This is a genomic window from Pseudomonas sp. lyk4-R2A-10 (genome assembly GCF_030209075.1).
Classification (GTDB): domain Bacteria; phylum Pseudomonadota; class Gammaproteobacteria; order Pseudomonadales; family Pseudomonadaceae; genus Aquipseudomonas; species Aquipseudomonas glycinae.
On sequence record NZ_JARVSR010000003.1, the window covers coordinates 20,950 to 38,149 of the forward strand.

Here is a 17,200-nt window from a genome sequence, read left to right on the forward strand (position 1 = left end):
GCCCTTCGCCTTTCGTCCGATGACGCCTTTCGGGGCTGACTGGATTCGGACGGATAACAAGATTCCATTAGCCACGCCCGCTGACACCGGGCCAACGAAGACCTTTGAACCATGGCCACTATCCACGTAGACGGCAAAGCGCTCGAAGTCGACGGGGCAGACAACCTGTTACAGGCATGTCTGTCGCTGGGCCTCGACATCCCTTATTTCTGCTGGCACCCCGCGCTTGGTAGCGTCGGGGCCTGCCGCCAGTGCGCGGTCAAGCAGTACACCGACGAGAACGACACCCGTGGTCGCATCGTCATGTCCTGCATGACGCCTGCCACCGACAACACCTGGATCTCCATCGACGATGAAGAATCCAAGGCGTTTCGCGCCAGTGTTGTTGAATGGCTGATGACCAACCACCCGCACGACTGCCCTGTGTGCGAAGAAGGCGGTCACTGCCACCTGCAAGACATGACCGTGATGACCGGCCACAACGAGCGCCGTTATCGCTTCACCAAACGCACCCACCAGAACCAGCAACTGGGCCCGTTCATTTCCCACGAGATGAACCGCTGCATCGCCTGCTACCGCTGCGTGCGTTTCTACAAGGATTACGCTGGCGGCACCGACCTCGGTGTATTCGGCGCTCACGACAACGTGTACTTCGGTCGCGTTGAAGACGGCACCCTCGAAAGCGAGTTCTCCGGCAACCTCACCGAGGTCTGCCCGACCGGTGTGTTCACCGACAAGACTCACTCCGAGCGCTACAACCGCAAGTGGGACATGCAGTTCTCGCCAAGCATCTGCCATGGCTGCTCGAGCGGTTGCAACATCTCCCCGGGCGAGCGTTACGGCGAACTGCGTCGCATCGAAAACCGTTACAACGGTTCGGTAAACCAGTACTTCCTGTGCGACCGTGGCCGTTTCGGTTATGGCTACGTCAACCGCACCGACCGCCCACGTCAGCCGCTGCTGGCCGACGGCACCAAGCTTGGGCTGGATGCTGCGCTGGACAAAGCCGCCGACCTGCTGCGCGGTCGCAACATCGTCGGTATCGGTTCGCCGCGTGCCAGCCTGGAAAGCAACTACGCGTTGCGTGAACTGGTCGGCGCCGAGCACTTCTATTCCGGTATCGAAGCCTCCGAGCTGGAACGCATCCGTCTGGTCCTGCAAGTGCTGAAAGACAGCCCGCTGCCAGTGCCGAACATGCGCGACATCGAAGACCACGACGCCGTGTTCGTCCTCGGTGAAGACCTGACCCAGACCGCCGCCCGCATGGCCCTGGCCCTGCGTCAGTCGGTCAAAGGCAAGGCCGAAGACATGGCCGAAGCCATGCGCGTTCAGCCTTGGCTCGACGCTGCGGTGAAGAACATCGGTCAGCACGAACTGAACCCGCTGTTCATCGCCAGCCTGGCTGAAACCAAGCTCGACGACATCGCCGAAGAATGCGTACACGCAGCTCCGGACGATCTGGCCCGCATCGGTTTCGCCGTGGCTCACGCCCTGGACGCCAGCGCGCCGGCCGTCGAAGGTCTGGACGCCGAAGCCCTGGAACTGGCCAAGCGCATCGCCGATGCCCTGCTCGCGGCCAAGCGTCCGCTGATCATCGCCGGTACTTCGCTGGGCTCCAAAGCCTTGATCGAAGCCGCTGCGAACATCGCCAAGGCCCTGAAGCTGCGCGAGAAAAACGGTTCGATCAGCCTGATCGTGCCGGAAGCCAACAGCCTCGGCCTGGCCATGCTCGGTGGCGAATCGGTTGATGCCGCGCTGCAAGCGGTCATCGACGGCAAGGCAGACGCCATCGTCGTGCTGGAAAACGATCTGTACACCCGCACCGCCAAGGCCAAGGTCGATGCGGCACTGAACGCTGCGAAAGTAGTGATCGTTGCCGACCATCAGAAGACCGCCACCAGCGACCGCGCGCATCTGGTTCTGCCGGCCGCCAGCTTCGCTGAAGGCGACGGTACACTGGTCAGCCAGGAAGGCCGCGCCCAGCGCTTCTTCCAGGTTTTCGACCCGCAATACATGGACGCGAGCATTCTGGTCCACGAAGGCTGGCGCTGGCTGCACGCCCTGCGCGCCACCCTGCTGAACCAGCCGATCGACTGGACGCAACTCGACCACGTGACCGCTGCCGTTGCTTCGAGCACGCCGCAACTGGCCCGTATTGTCGACGCAGCACCGTCCGCCTCGTTCCGCATCAAGGGTCTGAAACTGGCCCGTGAGCCGCTGCGTTACTCCGGTCGCACCGCGATGCGCGCCGACATCAGCGTTCACGAACCACGCACCCCGCAAGACAAGGACACCGCGTTCGCCTTCTCGATGGAAGGTTACTCGGGCTCCGCCGAACCGCGTCAGCAGGTGCCGTTCGCCTGGTCGCCGGGCTGGAACTCGCCGCAAGCCTGGAACAAGTTCCAGGACGAAGTCGGTGGTCACCTGCGCGCTGGCGATCCGGGCACTCGCCTGATCGAAAGCAGCGGTGATTCGCTGAACTGGTTCGCCAGTGTTCCGCGCGCGTTCAACCCGGCCCAGGGCACCTGGCAAGCCGTGCCGTTCTACCACCTGTTCGGCAGCGACGAGAACTCGTCGAAAGCCGCTCCGGTTCAGGAACGCATTCCGGCTGCCTACGTCGCACTGGCCAAGTCCGAAGCGGACCGCCTGGGCGTCAACGACGGCGCGCTGCTGAGCCTCAACGTTGCCGGTCAGACCCTGCGCCTGCCGCTGCGTATCAATGAAGAACTGGGCGCAGGTCTGGTGGCATTGCCTGCGGGCATCGCCGGCATTCCACCGGCATTCGCCGGCGTATCCGTTGATGGTCTGCAGGAGGCAGCGCAATGACCTGGTTCACCCCTGAAGTGATCGATGTGATCCTGACGGTCATCAAGGCCATCGTGATCCTGCTGGCCGTGGTGGTCGCAGGCGCGTTGCTCAGCTTTGTCGAACGTCGCCTGCTGGGCTGGTGGCAGGACCGTTACGGTCCGAACCGCGTTGGCCCGTTCGGCATGTTCCAGATCGCGGCCGACATGCTGAAGATGTTCTTCAAGGAAGACTGGACCCCGCCGTTTGCCGACAAGGTGATCTTCACCCTGGCGCCGGTGGTGGCCATGTCCGCCCTGCTGATCGCGTTCGCGATCATCCCGATCACCCCGACCTGGGGCGTGGCGGATCTGAACATCGGCCTGCTGTTCTTCTTCGCCATGGCCGGTCTTTCGGTCTACGCGGTGCTGTTCGCCGGCTGGTCGAGTAACAACAAGTTCGCCCTGCTGGGCAGCTTGCGTGCCTCGGCGCAGACCGTGTCCTACGAAGTGTTCATGGGCCTGGCCCTGATGGGCATCGTGGTGCAGGTCGGCTCGTTCAACATGCGCGACATCGTCGAGTACCAGGCGCAGAACCTGTGGTTCATCATTCCGCAGTTCTTCGGCTTCTGTACCTTCTTCATCGCTGGCGTGGCCGTGACTCACCGTCACCCGTTCGACCAGCCGGAAGCGGAACAGGAACTGGCCGACGGTTACCACATTGAATACGCCGGTATGAAATGGGGCATGTTCTTCGTCGGTGAATACATCGGCATCATCCTGATCTCGGCGCTGCTGGTCACCCTGTTCTTCGGTGGCTGGCACGGTCCGTTCGGCATCCTGCCGCAACTGTCCTTCGTCTGGTTTGCACTGAAGACCGCGTTCTTCATCATGCTGTTCATCCTGCTGCGCGCTTCCATCCCGCGTCCGCGTTATGACCAGGTGATGGATTTCAGCTGGAAATTCTGCCTGCCACTGACCCTGATCAATTTGCTGGTGACCGCTGCAATCGTGTTGTGGAACACGCCTGCGGTTGCGGTTCAGTGAGGATTTGACCCATGTTCAAATATATTGGCGACATCGTTAAGGGTACCGGTACCCAGTTGCGCAGCCTGGTCATGGTCTTCGGCCATGGCTTTCGCAAGCGCGACACCCTGCAATACCCGGAAGAGCAGGTCTACCTGCCGCCACGCTACCGTGGCCGCATCGTCCTGACCCGCGACCCCGATGGCGAAGAACGCTGCGTAGCCTGCAACCTGTGCGCCGTGGCATGCCCGGTGGGTTGCATCTCGCTGCAGAAAGCTGAAACCGAAGACGGTCGCTGGTACCCGGACTTCTTCCGTATCAACTTCTCGCGCTGCATTTTCTGCGGTCTCTGCGAGGAAGCCTGCCCGACCACCGCGATCCAGCTGACCCCGGATTTCGAGATGGCCGAGTTCAAACGTCAGGACCTGGTGTACGAGAAAGAAGATCTGCTGATCTCCGGCCCCGGCAAAAACCCTGATTACAACTTCTATCGTGTTGCAGGTATGGCCGTTGCGGGCAAGCCGAAAGGCGCCGCACAAAACGAAGCCGAGCCGATCAACGTGAAGAGCTTGCTGCCTTAAGGAAGAACGATGGAATTCGCTTTCTATTTCGCATCGGGTATCGCTGTTGTGTCCACACTGCGTGTGGTCACCAACACCAATCCTGTGCACGCCCTGCTCTACCTGATCATTTCGCTGATCTCCGTGGCCATGACCTTCTTCGCACTCGGCGCACCGTTCGCCGGCGTGCTGGAAGTGATCGCCTACGCCGGCGCCATCATGGTGCTGTTCGTGTTCGTGGTGATGATGCTGAACCTGGGGCCTGCCTCGGTTCAGCAGGAACGCACCTGGCTCAAGCCCGGCATCTGGGCGGGGCCGGTGATTCTCGCCGCCCTGCTGCTGGCCGAACTGCTGTATGTGCTGTTCGCTCACCAGAGCGGTCAGGCCATCGGTCAAACCACCGTGGACGCGAAAGCCGTGGGCATCAGCCTGTTCGGTCCGTACCTGCTGGTGGTCGAACTCGCCTCGATGCTGCTGCTCGCTGCAGCCGTCACGGCGTTCCATTTGGGCCGTAACGAGGCGAAGGAGTAAGACATGCCTGCTATCCCTCTCGAACATGGTCTGGCGGTTGCCGGCATCCTGTTCTGCCTTGGTCTGGTCGGCCTGATGGTCCGCCGCAACATTTTGTTCGTGTTGATGAGTCTGGAAGTGATGATGAACGCCTCTGCACTGGCCTTCATCGTTGCGGGCGCCCGCTGGGCGCAACCGGATGGACAGATCATGTTCATCCTGGTGATCAGCCTTGCAGCCGCCGAAGCCAGTATTGGCCTGGCGATCCTGCTGCAACTGTATCGCCGCTTCCACACGCTCGATATCGACGCTGCCAGTGAGATGCGCGGATGAACCTACTCTTTCTGACTTTCGTATTCCCTCTGATCGGGTTCCTGTTGCTGTCGTTCTCGCGCGGCCGCTTCTCGGAAAACCTGTCGGCGCTGATCGGTGTCGGCTCCATCGGCCTGTCTGCCATCGTCGCGGCCTACGTGATCTGGCAGTTCAACGTCGCGCCACCGGAAGGTGGCGTCTACACCCAGGTGCTGTGGCGCTGGATGTCGGTGGAAGGTTTCCAGCCTAACTTCGCGCTGTACCTGGATGGTCTGTCCGTGACCATGCTCGGTGTGGTCGTCGGTGTCGGCTTCCTGATCCACCTGTTTGCATCGTGGTACATGCGTGGCGAAGCCGGTTACTCGCGCTTCTTCTCGTACACCAACCTGTTCATCGCCAGCATGCTGTTCCTGATCCTCGGCGATAACCTGCTGTTCATCTACTTCGGTTGGGAAGGCGTGGGCCTGTGCTCGTACCTGTTGATCGGTTTCTACTACAGCAACCGCAACAACGGTAACGCCGCACTGAAAGCCTTCATCGTCACCCGTATCGGCGACGTGTTCATGGCAATCGGCCTGTTCATCCTGTTCCAGCAACTGGGCACGCTGAACGTCCAGGAACTGCTGGTGAAGGCGCCTGAGCACTTCAAGGTCGGCGATTTCTGGATCGTGCTGGCAACCCTGATGCTGCTGGGTGGTGCGGTCGGTAAATCGGCGCAACTGCCGCTGCAAACCTGGCTTGCGGACGCGATGGCCGGTCCTACCCCGGTTTCGGCACTGATCCACGCCGCAACCATGGTGACTGCCGGTGTCTACCTGATCGCCCGTACCCACGGTCTGTTCGCCCTGGCGCCGGACATTCTGCACCTGGTCGGCATCGTCGGCGGTGTGACCCTGGTACTGGCCGGTTTCGCCGCACTGGTGCAAACCGACATCAAACGTATCCTCGCCTACTCGACCATGAGCCAGATCGGCTACATGTTCCTGGCGCTGGGCGTTGGCGCCTGGGAAGGCGCGATCTTCCACCTGATGACCCACGCCTTCTTCAAGGCCCTGCTGTTCCTTGCTTCCGGTGCGGTGATCGTTGCCTGCCACCACGAGCAGAACATCTTCAAGATGGGCGGCCTGTGGAAGAAACTGCCACTGGCCTACGCCAGCTTCATCGTCGGTGGTGCCGCTCTGGCCGCCCTGCCGCTGGTGACCGCCGGTTTCTACTCCAAGGACGAAATCCTCTGGGAAGCGTTCGCCAGCGGCAACCACGGTCTGCTTTACGCAGGTCTGGTCGGCGCATTCATGACCTCGCTGTACACCTTCCGCCTGATCTTCATCGCGTTCCACGGTGAAGCCAAGACCGAAGCCCACGCCGGTCACGGCATCGCTCACTGGCTGCCGCTGTCGGTGCTGATCGTGCTGTCGACCTTCGTCGGCGCCATGATCGTTCCACCGCTGCACGGCGTACTGCCCGAGAGCGTTGGCCATGCCGGTGGCGAAGCCAAGCACAGTCTGGAAATCGCCTCGGGCGCCATCGCCCTGGCCGGTATCCTGCTGGCGGCCCTGCTGTTCCTCGGCAAGCGTCGCTTTGTGACCGCGATCGCCAACAGCGGCATCGGCCGTCTCCTTTCGGCCTGGTGGTTCGCTGCCTGGGGCTTCGACTGGATCTACGACAAACTGTTCGTCAAGCCGTACCTTGCGATCAGCCACATGCTGCGCAAAGACCCGCTCGACCAGACCATCGGTCTGATCCCGCGCATGGCCAAGGGGGGTCACACCGCCCTGAGCCGTACCGAAACCGGTCAACTGCGTTGGTACGCTGCTTCGATGGCTGCTGGTGCCGTGTTGGTCATCGGCGCTGTCGTGCTGGTAGCGGTCTGATATGAACCTTGCGAATTTGCGAAAGGAAACGAGCCCGTCATGATTCTGCCTTGGCTAATCCTGATCCCCTTCATCGGCGGCCTGCTGTGCTGGCTGGGTGAGCGCTTCGGCGCCACCCTCCCCCGCTGGATTGCGCTGTTGACCATGACCCTGGAACTCGCCCTCGGCCTCTGGCTGTGGGCCCACGGTGACTATTCATTTGCACCGGCGCCTGGCGCCGATCCGACCTGGGCGCTTGAGTTCAAGCACGTCTGGATCCAGCGCTTCGGCATCAACGTGCACCTGGCCCTCGACGGCCTGTCGTTGCTGATGATCCTGCTGACCGGTCTGCTGGGTATCCTGTCGGTACTCTGCTCGTGGAAAGAGATCCAGCGTCACGTCGGCTTCTTCCACCTGAACCTGATGTGGATCCTGGGCGGCGTTGTCGGCGTGTTCCTCGCCCTCGACCTGTTCATGTTCTTCTTCTTCTGGGAAATGATGCTGGTGCCGATGTACTTCCTCATCGCGCTCTGGGGTCACAGTTCTTCGGACGGCAAGAAAACCCGGATCTACGCGGCGACCAAGTTCTTCATCTTCACTCAGGCTTCCGGCCTGATCATGCTGGTGGCGATCCTCGGTCTGGTCCTGGTCAACTACAACAGCACCGGCGTGATCACCTTCAACTACGCCGATCTGTTGAAGACCAAGATGTCGATGACCACCGAGTACATCCTGATGCTCGGCTTCTTCATCGCCTTCGCGGTCAAGCTGCCCGTAGTTCCGTTCCACTCCTGGCTGCCTGACGCTCACGCCCAGGCGCCGACTGCAGGTTCCGTCGACCTCGCCGGTATCTTGCTGAAAACCGCGGCCTACGGTCTGCTGCGTTTCGCCCTGCCGCTGTTCCCGAACGCCTCGGCCGAGTTCGCGCCGATCGCCATGACCCTCGGTCTGATCGGGATCTTCTACGGTGCGTTCCTCGCTTTCGCGCAAACCGACATCAAGCGTCTGATCGCCTTCTCGTCCGTTTCCCACATGGGCTTCGTACTGATCGGCATCTACTCCGGCAGCCAACTGGCCCTGCAAGGTGCCGTGATCCAGATGCTGGCGCACGGTCTGTCGGCCGCAGCACTGTTTATCCTCAGCGGTCAGCTGTACGAGCGCCTGCACACTCGTGACATGCGTGAGATGGGCGGTCTGTGGTCGCGCATCGCTTACCTGCCGGCGATCAGCCTGTTCTTCGCAGCCGCTTCTCTGGGTCTGCCGGGTACCGGTAACTTCGTCGGTGAATTCCTGATCCTGATCGGTACGTTCGCCAGTGCTCCATGGATCACCGCGATTGCCACCTCCGGTCTGGTGTTCGGTTCGGTCTACTCGCTGATCATGATCCACCGCGCTTACTTCGGTCCGTCCAAATCGGATTCGATCCTGCACGGCATGGACGGTCGCGAACTGATCATGGTGCTGGGCCTTGCGGTACTGCTGATTTACCTCGGCGTCTACCCGCAACCGTTCCTCGACACTTCTGCCGCCACGATGCATGGCGTGCAGCAGTGGCTCGGCACCGCCTTCACTCAACTCGCTTCGGCCCGGTAAGAGCGCTATGGAATTCACGATTCAACACTTTATTGCGCTTGCGCCACTGTTGATCACCAGCCTCACCATTATCGTGGTGATGCTGGCAATCGCCTGGCGCCGCAACCACTCGCAGACCTTCCTGATTTCGGTGGCAGGTCTGAACCTGGCCTTGCTGTCGATCCTGCCGGCCCTGAAAGTCGCGCCTCTGGCCGTGACCCCGTTGCTGCAGATCGACACCTTTGCCTGCCTGTACATGGCGCTCATCCTGGTCGCCACCCTCGCCTGTGTCACCCTTGCCCACGCCTACCTCGGCGATGGCGGTTCGGGTTACCCGGGCAACCGTGAAGAACTGTACCTGCTGATCCTGATGGCCGCCGCCGGTGGCCTGGTTCTGGTCAGCGCGCAGCACCTGGCCGGCTTGTTCATCGGTCTGGAGCTGCTGTCGGTGCCGGTCTACGGTCTGGTGGCCTACGCCTTCTTCAACAAGCGTTCGCTGGAAGCCGGCATCAAGTACATGGTGCTGTCGGCCGCCGGTTCCGCGTTCCTGCTGTTCGGTATGGCGCTGCTGTACGCCGACTCGGGTTCGCTGAGCTTCGTCGGTATCGGTCAGGCCCTGGCCGCGACCGGTCTGCCAAGCTCGCTGGCACAACTGGGCCTGGGCATGATGCTGATCGGTCTGGCGTTCAAGCTGTCGCTGGTACCGTTCCACCTGTGGACGCCGGACGTGTACGAAGGTGCTCCGGCACCGGTGGCCGCGTTCCTCGCGACCGCTTCGAAAGTGGCTGTGTTCGCGGTCATGGTTCGCCTGTTCCAGATCTCCCCTGCCGCAAGCAGTGGCGTACTGAGCAACGTGCTGACCATCATCGCCATCGCTTCGATCCTGTTCGGTAACCTGCTGGCCCTGACCCAGAGCAACCTCAAGCGTCTGCTCGGTTACTCCTCCATCGCGCACTTCGGCTACCTGCTGATCGCGCTGGTGGCGAGCAAGGGCCTGGCGGTGGAGGCCATCGGCGTGTACCTGGTCACCTACGTGATCACCAGCCTCGGCGCCTTCGGTGTGATCACCCTGATGTCCTCGCCGTACAACGGCCGTGACGCAGACGCGCTGTACGAATACCGCGGCCTGTTCTGGCGCCGTCCGTACCTGACCGCCGTCCTGACCGTGATGATGCTGTCCCTGGCCGGTATCCCGCTGACTGCAGGCTTCATCGGCAAGTTCTACATCATCGCTACCGGTGTCGAGTCGCACCAATGGTGGCTGGTCGGTTCCCTGGTTCTGGGCAGCGCCATCGGCGTCTTCTACTACCTGCGCGTGATGGTCACCCTGTACCTGATCGAACCAAACCTGCGCCGCCACGACGCCCAACTGCACTGGGAACAGAAAGCAGGCGGCGTGATGCTGCTGGCGATCGCTGTGGTTGCGTTCTTCCTCGGCGTCTACCCGCAACCGCTGCTGACCCTGGTTCAGCAATCGGGCCTGGCGGGCTGATCGCTCAGCGATAGTTGGCTAGAAACAGAAACGGCACCTTCGGGTGCCGTTTTTGCGTCTAGACCGTCTTGAGTTTTTTCACCATCGGCACGCAAACCAGTTGCAGACCTGAAGGCGATTGATAGATCGCCCTCTCCTCCCCGACGTAACCGCAGCGCCGATAAAAATCAGCGGCATTCAACGTCGCATCCAGACAAACCTCTGCCAGCCCCAGATCCTGTGCCAGCGCTTCCAGAAAGTGCAGCACGCGTTTACCAAGCCCACGCTGCATGAAATCCGGATGGATGAAGATTGCACCGATTTCACGGTGCTCCAGATCGAGCATGCCGGTTGCCACGGGTTCACCCTCAACGCAACCCAGATAGAAATGCTTTTGCATGAGCGTGTCATAACCGTCTGCCGCCGAGCCCATTGTCCAGTCGAGCATTTGCTGCTCACTGTAGGCACCGATGCATTGATGCCGGATAGCCAGTCGCCGAATCTCGAACGCTATCCCGGCATCGTCCGGGTCGGCTCTTTTCATTTCGAACATTTCTCTCTCCTTGAGCCATGTGCGGACGGGCATGAAAAAGCCCCGTCCATTTCTGGCGGGGCTTTGGGTAACACGTCATTGACCAGACATGCATGACCTTATGGCCCGCCGGAAGCGGTCATAGAGGAGCACATCATGATCATTCGGTGTTGGGCAGTCATGGCTGGATAGTGCTGCGGATTGTTCCGACGAGTCAATCGCAAGGCTCTTCCCTAAACAGTCGAGCGCTCCCACCACAGTGGCCGACTCGTCCTACAGGTGTTTTTACTATTGGTGACTACCGTTGAAAAGGGGGCGAAAAGGATGGCCTGGAGGCCTTGACCAATTCGATCATCGGGACAAAACTATACGCAGGTAACGTACAGAAAATGGATGCTCTTTTTATCGAATTACCCGCGTTCCAGAAGCACCGGGACGATTACCTGGATGATGACCTGTTTCGCAGCTTTCAGTTGGAGCTGCTGAAAAATCCTGAAGCAGGCGACCTCATCGAAGGCACGGGCGGGCTGCGCAAAATTCGCTTCTGCGACCAACGACGCGGTAAGGGCAAGCGCAGCGGATTACGAGTGATTTATTACTGGTGGTCTGGTTTCGACCAGTTCTGGCTATTCACCGTGTACAGCAAAAACGAGCAAGACGATCTGTTGCCTTCTCAGAAAAGAGTCTTCAAACAGGCGCTGGATACAGAAATCAACACGAGAACCCAAATATGAAACGTGACATTTTTTCCGAACTGATGGAGGGCCTTGAGGCTTTGGCCGACGAGCGCCAAGGCAAGGTCACCCTTCGCACCCACAAAGTCCAGTTACCCAAACTATTGCCGATCACTGCCGAGGAAGTTGTTGCGATCCGCCAGCAACTCAACCTCTCCCGGTCAGTTTTCGCCATGTACCTGCGAACCAACACTCGAACCCTCGAAAACTGGGAACAAGGTCGAGCAACGCCAAATGCCCAAGCGACGACACTCATTCGACTAGTCGAGCGTTTTCCACAAACGATCGACCACCTTGCGGCTCTGACCTGACTTCCGGGATCTAACAAAATTGTAATTCCCCAATCACCTCCGCGTTATCCGCAGCCTGCAACGATGTCACCCGGCGACTCTCCCGGCGGGCCCTTGCCCGTTCGAACAATAAAACCCACGCCGAAGCTCGTTCCCGTTCTGCCGAACCCAAGGAGTGATTGATGGTTAACAACACAAAAATGTCGATGGCTGCTCTGGCAGTGGTTGTCGGCGCCGGGCCGTCCACGGTGTTTGCAGAAGAAAAACCCGAAGGGTTTATCGAAGGCAGCAGTCTGACGGTGCTCAACCGTAACCTTTACTTCAACCGTGACCACCGCAACGGCCAGTCCAGCCCCACGGGCAATGGTTATTCCGAAGCCTGGGCCCACGGCATCATCGGCAAGTTCGAATCCGGTTTCACCCAGGGCACCGTCGGGGTCGGGGTGGACGCGTTTGCGATGATCGGTCTGAAGCTCGACACCGGCGACGGCCGCAACGGTGGCCGCAGTTCGTTCGATGTGTTGCCGGTCAACAGCGACGGTGAAGCACGGGACGAATACACCAAGGTCGGTGGCGCCGCCAAACTGCGGGCCTTCGATACGGTGGTGAAAGTCGGTGATGTGTTCCCGGCCAACCCGGTGGTCGCGGCAGGCGATTCGCGATTGCTGCCGGAAAGCTTTCGCGGTGTGACGGCGACCAACACCAGCATTGAAGGTCTGTCGATTCAGGGCGGCCGGTTGCATGCGATGAGTCAACCGGTGTCCAGCGACCTGCGCGAGAACTTCGCGACCTTCTATGCCGGCCCGGTCAACTCGCCGTGGATCGCTTACGGCGGCGGCGATTACGCGCTGAACAAAAACCTCAGTTTCAGCCTGTATTCCAGTCGCCTGAAAGACGCCTGGAACCAGTACTACGCCGGCACCGCCTGGACGTATCCGCTGTCGGATGACCTGTCGCTGTTCGGCGGCCTGAACTACTACAAGGCGATCGACGAAGGCAAACAATTGCTCGGCGAGTTCGACAACAACATCTGGAGCGGCCGCGTCGGCGTGAAACTCGGCGCCCACTCCGTCGCCATTTCCCACCAGCGCAACAACGGCAACGACGACTTCGATTACCTGCGTCAGTCCGACTCGATCTTCCTCGACAACTCGATTCAGTACAGCGACTTCAACTCGCCGAAAGAGCGTTCGTGGATGGTGCGCTACGACCTCGACATGACCGCCTACGGCATGCCCGGTCTGTCGTTCATGACCCGTTACGCACGCGGCACCGACGCCGATTACTCCAACGCCAACGCCGTGTACATGCGCCGCGATGCCGAGGGCAATCCGCTGACTGACCAGAAGCGTTGGGAGCGTGATATCGAAGTGAAATACGTGGTGCAAAGCGGTTCGATGAAGGATCTGTCGCTGCGTCTGCGCCAGGCCACTACCCGCGCCACCGCGTTCGAATCGGATCTGGATGAAGTGCGGGTGATCGTTGAATACCCGCTGGCGATTCTCTGAGTTTCACGAGCAATGCCCATTCACCTTTAGAAGCTCCTTGCTCCTTTGGTAAGAGGTGAATCTTTGGCGTCCTTCGGGGCGCCTTTTTTATGGATGAAAAAAAGCCCGACTCACTGCACATGAACCGGGCGTTTCAGCCGGGATTAGCGTCAGCCACCCTGCTGACGACAATTCCCCATCACGTTGTAAGTGACCGTATTGAGCTGCCCCTTGGAGTCCTCGTAAGTCATCGCAGCCGGCACGACCGCGCATTCATTCTTTGGCCGGACAACGCTCACCACCTTCTTCACATCCAGCTTCATTCCATACTCGTATTCCTTGACCACCGGCGCCGCTTTGCCCTGACTGGCCGCGTACTGTTCCATGGCTTTGGTGTTGGCGCTGAGCGCCCGGTCGAACGTTCTGTCGCCACCGCCTTCGGCCAGCGCATTCAAGGACATTGCCATGACAGCGGTGAACGCCAACAGCTTAAGAAATTTCATATCCAGCTCCTTCAAAACACGACTCATAAAAAAGCCCACCATCGATGCGCGATGACGGGCTCATTCACTGGCAGCACGCTTACAGGTCTTGGGTCTTGTCGTCCTTCTTGTCATTCACGACGACCGGATCACGGGCCTTTTCCTTCGCAGCAAAAATCTCCATCGAGCGGTCATTGGCGGCCATCATTCGGTCGAAAGTGCGGTCGCCGCCACCTTCGGCCAACACCAGGGAAGACATCATCAGAGCCACGGCAAACGCGCCAATCTGTGCAAGTTTCATCGTTGATTCCTCATTCAAGTCACTGACGGGATCAAGGTAACAATCAGAACCTTTCGTGACGGTGGCGCCGAAATTACATATCCGTTATGTAGAAAGGCCCGCAATGGCGGGCCTGTTTTTGAACCCCGAAGTGACTAAACAGCAGCGGGCGATTCCTCGTCCCGACGATGCGCCAGCTGATACAACGCCGGCAGAATCAGCAACGTGAGAATGGTCGAGGACAGGATCCCGCCAATCACCACCGTCGCCAGCGGGCGCTGCACCTCGGCCCCGGTGCCGGTCGCAAGCGCCATCGGAATGAAGCCCAGGGACGCCACCAGCGCCGTCATCAACACCGGGCGCAATCGCGTCAGCGCACCTTCGTGAATCGCTTCGGACAGCGAGCGCCCTTCCTCCCGCAAGTTGCGGATAAACGCGATCATCACCAACCCGTTGAGCACCGCCACACCGGACAGCGCGATAAAACCGACACCCGCCGAGATCGACAGGGGAATGTCCCGCAGCCACAACGCCATGACCCCGCCGGTCAGCGCAAACGGAATCCCGGTGAACACCAGCAAGCCGTCCTTGAGGTTGTTGAACATCATGAACAGCAACCCGAACACCAGCAGCAACGCCACCGGCACCACGATCTGCAAGCGCTTGGCCGCCGATTGCAGTTGCTCGAACTGGCCGCCCCAGGTCGTCCAGTAACCCGCCGGCACCTGCACATCACGCTCGATCGCTGCGCCCGCCTCGGCGACAAAAGAACCGATGTCACGCCCGCGCACGTTGGCGCTGACGATCACCAGGCGCTTGCCGTTCTCGCGGCTGACCTGATTCGGCCCCAGCACCAGATCGAGGCTGGCAACGTCCTTCAGCGCAATGAAGCCGATCTGACTGGAAGCATCGCCACCTGCCGCCGGCACCGGAATCAACAGTGCCGACAACCCGTCGATGTCCTTGCGCATGGCGTCGGACAAGCGCACCACCATGTCGAATCGACGATCACCTTCGTACAGCGTCCCGGCCTTCTGCCCGCCGACGGCCACCGCGATGGTGTCCTGCACATCGCCAACGTTGAGCCCGTAACGCGCGGCCTTGTCGCGATCAATGTTGATGGTCAGCACCGGCAGACCGGTGGTTTGCTCGACCTTGACCTCGGACGCGCCGTTGACCTTCTGCATCGCGGCGGCAATCTTCGCCGCCGTGGCGTTGAGCACGTCCATGTCATCACCGAACACCTTGACCGCCACGTCGCTACGCACGCCGGAAATCAGTTCGTTGAAGCGCAACTGGATCGGCTGCGACAGTTCATAGTTGCTGCCCGGCAACGTTGCCGCGGCCTGCTGCAGTTCGGCCATCAGGGTTTCGCGGGACTTGTCCGGGTCCGGCCATTGCTCTTTGGGCTTGAGCATCACGTAGCTGTCAGAGATGTTCGGCGGCATCGGGTCAGAGGCGATTTCCGCAGTACCGGTGCGGGCGAACACGCGCTCGACTTCCGGCACTTTATTGAGGATCAACGTTTCCAGCCGCTGCTGCATGTCCACCGATTGCGTCAGGCTGGTGCCCGGCACGCGCAACGCCTGCAAGGCAAAATCGCCTTCGCTGAGACTCGGCACAAACTCGCTGCCCATGCGGCTGGTGACCACGCCACTGAGCACAATCACACCCAACGCTGCGCCGACCGCCATCGTCCGATGGGACATGACCCAGTCCAGCGCCGGCGCATAAACGCGACGGGCACCGCGCATCACCACGCCCTCTTCTTCCTTGACCTTGCCGGTCACGAACAGCGCAATCGCCGCCGGCACAAAGGTCACGGACAAGAGCATGGCGCCAAGCAACGCGATGACTACGGTAAACGCCATCGGGTGGAACATTTTCCCTTCGACGCCGCTCAGGGCGAAGATTGGCAGGTACACGACCATGATGATCAATTGGCCGAAAATCAGCGGTCGCCGCGCCTCTTTCGCCGCCGCAAACACTTCATGAAAACGCTCGGATCGCGTCAGCAGTCGCCCGTGATGCTGCTGCGCATGGGCCAGCCGGCGCAGGGTGTTTTCGACGATCACCACCGCGCCGTCGACGATGATGCCGAAGTCCAGCGCGCCGAGGCTCATCAGGTTGGCGCTGACCTTGTTGCTGAACATGCCGGTGAAGGTGAACAGCATCGACAGCGGAATCACCATCGCCGTGATCAGCGCAGCGCGGATATTGCCGAGGAACAGAAACAGGATAGCGATCACCAGAATCGCGCCTTCGACGAGGTTCTTCTTCACCGTGGCGATGGCCTTGTCGACCAGATGCGTGCGGTCGTACACCGGCACCGCGATCACGCCGGTGGGCAACGACTTGTTGATCTGTTCGAGCTTGGCGGCGACGGCCTGGGAAACCGTGCGACTGTTTTCACCGATCAACATGAACACCGTGCCGAGCACCACTTCCCGGCCATTTTCCGTGGCGGCGCCGCTGCGCAGTTCGCGGCCGATGTCCACGGTGGCGACGTTCTTGATCCGGATCGGCGTGCCGTCGACATTGGCCATGACGATGTTGGCGATGTCCTCGGTGCTCGCCACCTGGCCCGGTGCGCGAATCAACAATTGCTCGCCGCTGCGCTCGATGTACCCGGCGCCGACGTTGGCGTTGTTGCGCTCCAGCGCCGTCACCAGATCGGTGAGGGTCAGTTTGTAGGCCGCGAGTTTTTTCGGATCGGGCGCGATCTGATATTCCTTGGCAAAACCGCCGATGGTGTTGATCTCGGCCACGCCGGGAACGTTGCGCAGTTGCGGCTTGATGATCCAGTCCTGGATCACCCGCAAGTCGGTCGGCGTGTAGGGCGTGCCGTCATCTTTCAGCGCGCCGTCCTTGGTCTCGACCGTCCACAAAAAGATCTCGCCGAGTCCGGTGGAAATCGGCCCCATCACCGCTTCCACACCTTCGGGCAACTGCTCCTTGGCCGACTGCAACCGCTCGTTGACCAATTGCCGGGCGAAGAACAGATCGGTGCCGTCCTTGAAGATTACCGTGACCTGGGACAAGCCCGAGCGCGACAGCGAGCGGGTTTGCTCCAGCGCGGGCAGGCCGGCCATCGCGGTCTCAATCGGAAAGGTGATGCGCTGCTCGGTTTCCAGCGGCGAGAACCCGGCCGCGCCGGTGTTGATCTGCACCTGGACGTTGGTGATATCGGGCACGGCGTCGATCGGCAGTTTCTGATAACTGGCGATGCCGAGGCCGGCCATGAGCAGAACGGCGAGCAGCACGATGATGCGCTGCTCGATGGCAAACTGGATGAGGCGTTCGAACATGGG

15 protein-coding genes are annotated in these 17,200 nt (G+C 60.5%); 11 read left to right on the forward strand and 4 right to left on the reverse strand.

Annotated features, from left to right (window positions below):
• Nucleotides 1-111 precede the first annotated feature (111 nt).
• From nuoG to nuoN, 8 genes are read left to right on the forward strand one after another with little or no spacing between them, the layout of a single operon-like run.
• On the forward strand, nt 112-2,826 hold the full coding sequence (gene nuoG / locus QRN46_RS06085; protein ID WP_064380704.1) for an NADH-quinone oxidoreductase subunit NuoG: 2,715 nt from the start codon (nt 112-114) through the stop codon (nt 2,824-2,826).
• Complete coding sequence (nuoH, locus tag QRN46_RS06090) at nt 2,823-3,830, forward strand: NADH-quinone oxidoreductase subunit NuoH (RefSeq protein ID WP_007951460.1); 1,008 nt, start codon at nt 2,823-2,825, stop codon at nt 3,828-3,830. The genes nuoG and nuoH overlap by 4 nt, the downstream gene beginning before the upstream one ends.
• 11 nt (nt 3,831-3,841) lie before the next feature.
• Complete coding sequence (gene nuoI, locus QRN46_RS06095; protein WP_011334960.1) at nt 3,842-4,390, forward strand: NADH-quinone oxidoreductase subunit NuoI; 549 nt, start codon at nt 3,842-3,844, stop codon at nt 4,388-4,390.
• Nucleotides 4,391-4,399: 9 nt separating this feature from the next.
• Complete coding sequence (gene nuoJ / locus QRN46_RS06100) at nt 4,400-4,900, forward strand: NADH-quinone oxidoreductase subunit J (RefSeq protein ID WP_085690004.1); 501 nt, start codon at nt 4,400-4,402, stop codon at nt 4,898-4,900.
• A 3-nt stretch (nt 4,901-4,903) separates the two neighbouring features.
• Nucleotides 4,904-5,212, forward strand: a complete 309-nt coding sequence (gene nuoK / locus QRN46_RS06105; protein WP_003180046.1) for an NADH-quinone oxidoreductase subunit NuoK — start codon at nt 4,904-4,906, stop codon at nt 5,210-5,212.
• Nucleotides 5,209-7,062, forward strand: a complete 1,854-nt coding sequence (nuoL, locus tag QRN46_RS06110) for an NADH-quinone oxidoreductase subunit L (protein WP_221614391.1) — start codon at nt 5,209-5,211, stop codon at nt 7,060-7,062. The genes nuoK and nuoL overlap by 4 nt, the downstream gene beginning before the upstream one ends.
• Before the next feature lie 39 nt (nt 7,063-7,101).
• Entirely contained in the window at nt 7,102-8,634 is a 1,533-nt protein-coding gene (nuoM, locus tag QRN46_RS06115; protein WP_011334963.1) for an NADH-quinone oxidoreductase subunit M, read from the forward strand.
• A 7-nt stretch (nt 8,635-8,641) separates the two neighbouring features.
• The gene (gene nuoN, locus QRN46_RS06120) at nt 8,642-10,105 is read left to right on the forward strand and encodes an NADH-quinone oxidoreductase subunit NuoN (protein WP_011334964.1); all 1,464 of its coding nucleotides are present in this window, start codon (nt 8,642-8,644) and stop codon (nt 10,103-10,105) included.
• A gap of 58 nt (nt 10,106-10,163) precedes the next feature.
• On the opposite strand, the gene QRN46_RS06125 is transcribed toward nuoN, so the two are convergent.
• Nucleotides 10,164-10,637, reverse strand: a complete 474-nt coding sequence (locus QRN46_RS06125; protein ID WP_201820103.1) for a GNAT family N-acetyltransferase — start codon at nt 10,635-10,637, stop codon at nt 10,164-10,166.
• A gap of 368 nt (nt 10,638-11,005) precedes the next feature.
• Here QRN46_RS06125 and QRN46_RS06130 point away from each other — a divergent pair, with 368 nt between their 5' ends.
• The 3 genes from QRN46_RS06130 (at nt 11,006) to QRN46_RS06140 (ending at nt 13,148) form a co-directional block, all read left to right on the forward strand.
• The gene (locus QRN46_RS06130) at nt 11,006-11,350 is read left to right on the forward strand and encodes a toxin (protein ID WP_096822369.1); all 345 of its coding nucleotides are present in this window, start codon (nt 11,006-11,008) and stop codon (nt 11,348-11,350) included.
• A complete protein-coding gene (locus QRN46_RS06135; RefSeq protein WP_007951468.1) occupies nt 11,347-11,661 on the forward strand; it encodes a helix-turn-helix domain-containing protein in 315 nt (104 codons plus the stop codon). The genes QRN46_RS06130 and QRN46_RS06135 overlap by 4 nt, the downstream gene beginning before the upstream one ends.
• 161 nt (nt 11,662-11,822) lie before the next feature.
• On the forward strand, nt 11,823-13,148 hold the full coding sequence (locus QRN46_RS06140) for an OprD family porin (RefSeq protein WP_201820102.1): 1,326 nt from the start codon (nt 11,823-11,825) through the stop codon (nt 13,146-13,148).
• A gap of 149 nt (nt 13,149-13,297) precedes the next feature.
• Here the strand turns inward: QRN46_RS06140 and QRN46_RS06145 are convergent, their stop codons facing one another.
• The 3 genes from QRN46_RS06145 to QRN46_RS06155 form a co-directional block, all read right to left on the reverse strand.
• A complete protein-coding gene (locus QRN46_RS06145) occupies nt 13,298-13,630 on the reverse strand; it encodes a DUF2790 domain-containing protein (protein WP_285354398.1) in 333 nt (110 codons plus the stop codon).
• 79 nt (nt 13,631-13,709) lie between these two features.
• Complete coding sequence (locus QRN46_RS06150; RefSeq protein WP_201820100.1) at nt 13,710-13,910, reverse strand: co-regulatory protein PtrA N-terminal domain-containing protein; 201 nt, start codon at nt 13,908-13,910, stop codon at nt 13,710-13,712.
• A gap of 134 nt (nt 13,911-14,044) precedes the next feature.
• Nucleotides 14,045-17,197, reverse strand: coding sequence for an efflux RND transporter permease subunit (locus QRN46_RS06155; protein ID WP_285354399.1), 3,153 nt, complete (start codon nt 17,195-17,197; stop codon nt 14,045-14,047).
• Between the last annotated feature and the right edge of the window lie 3 nt (nt 17,198-17,200).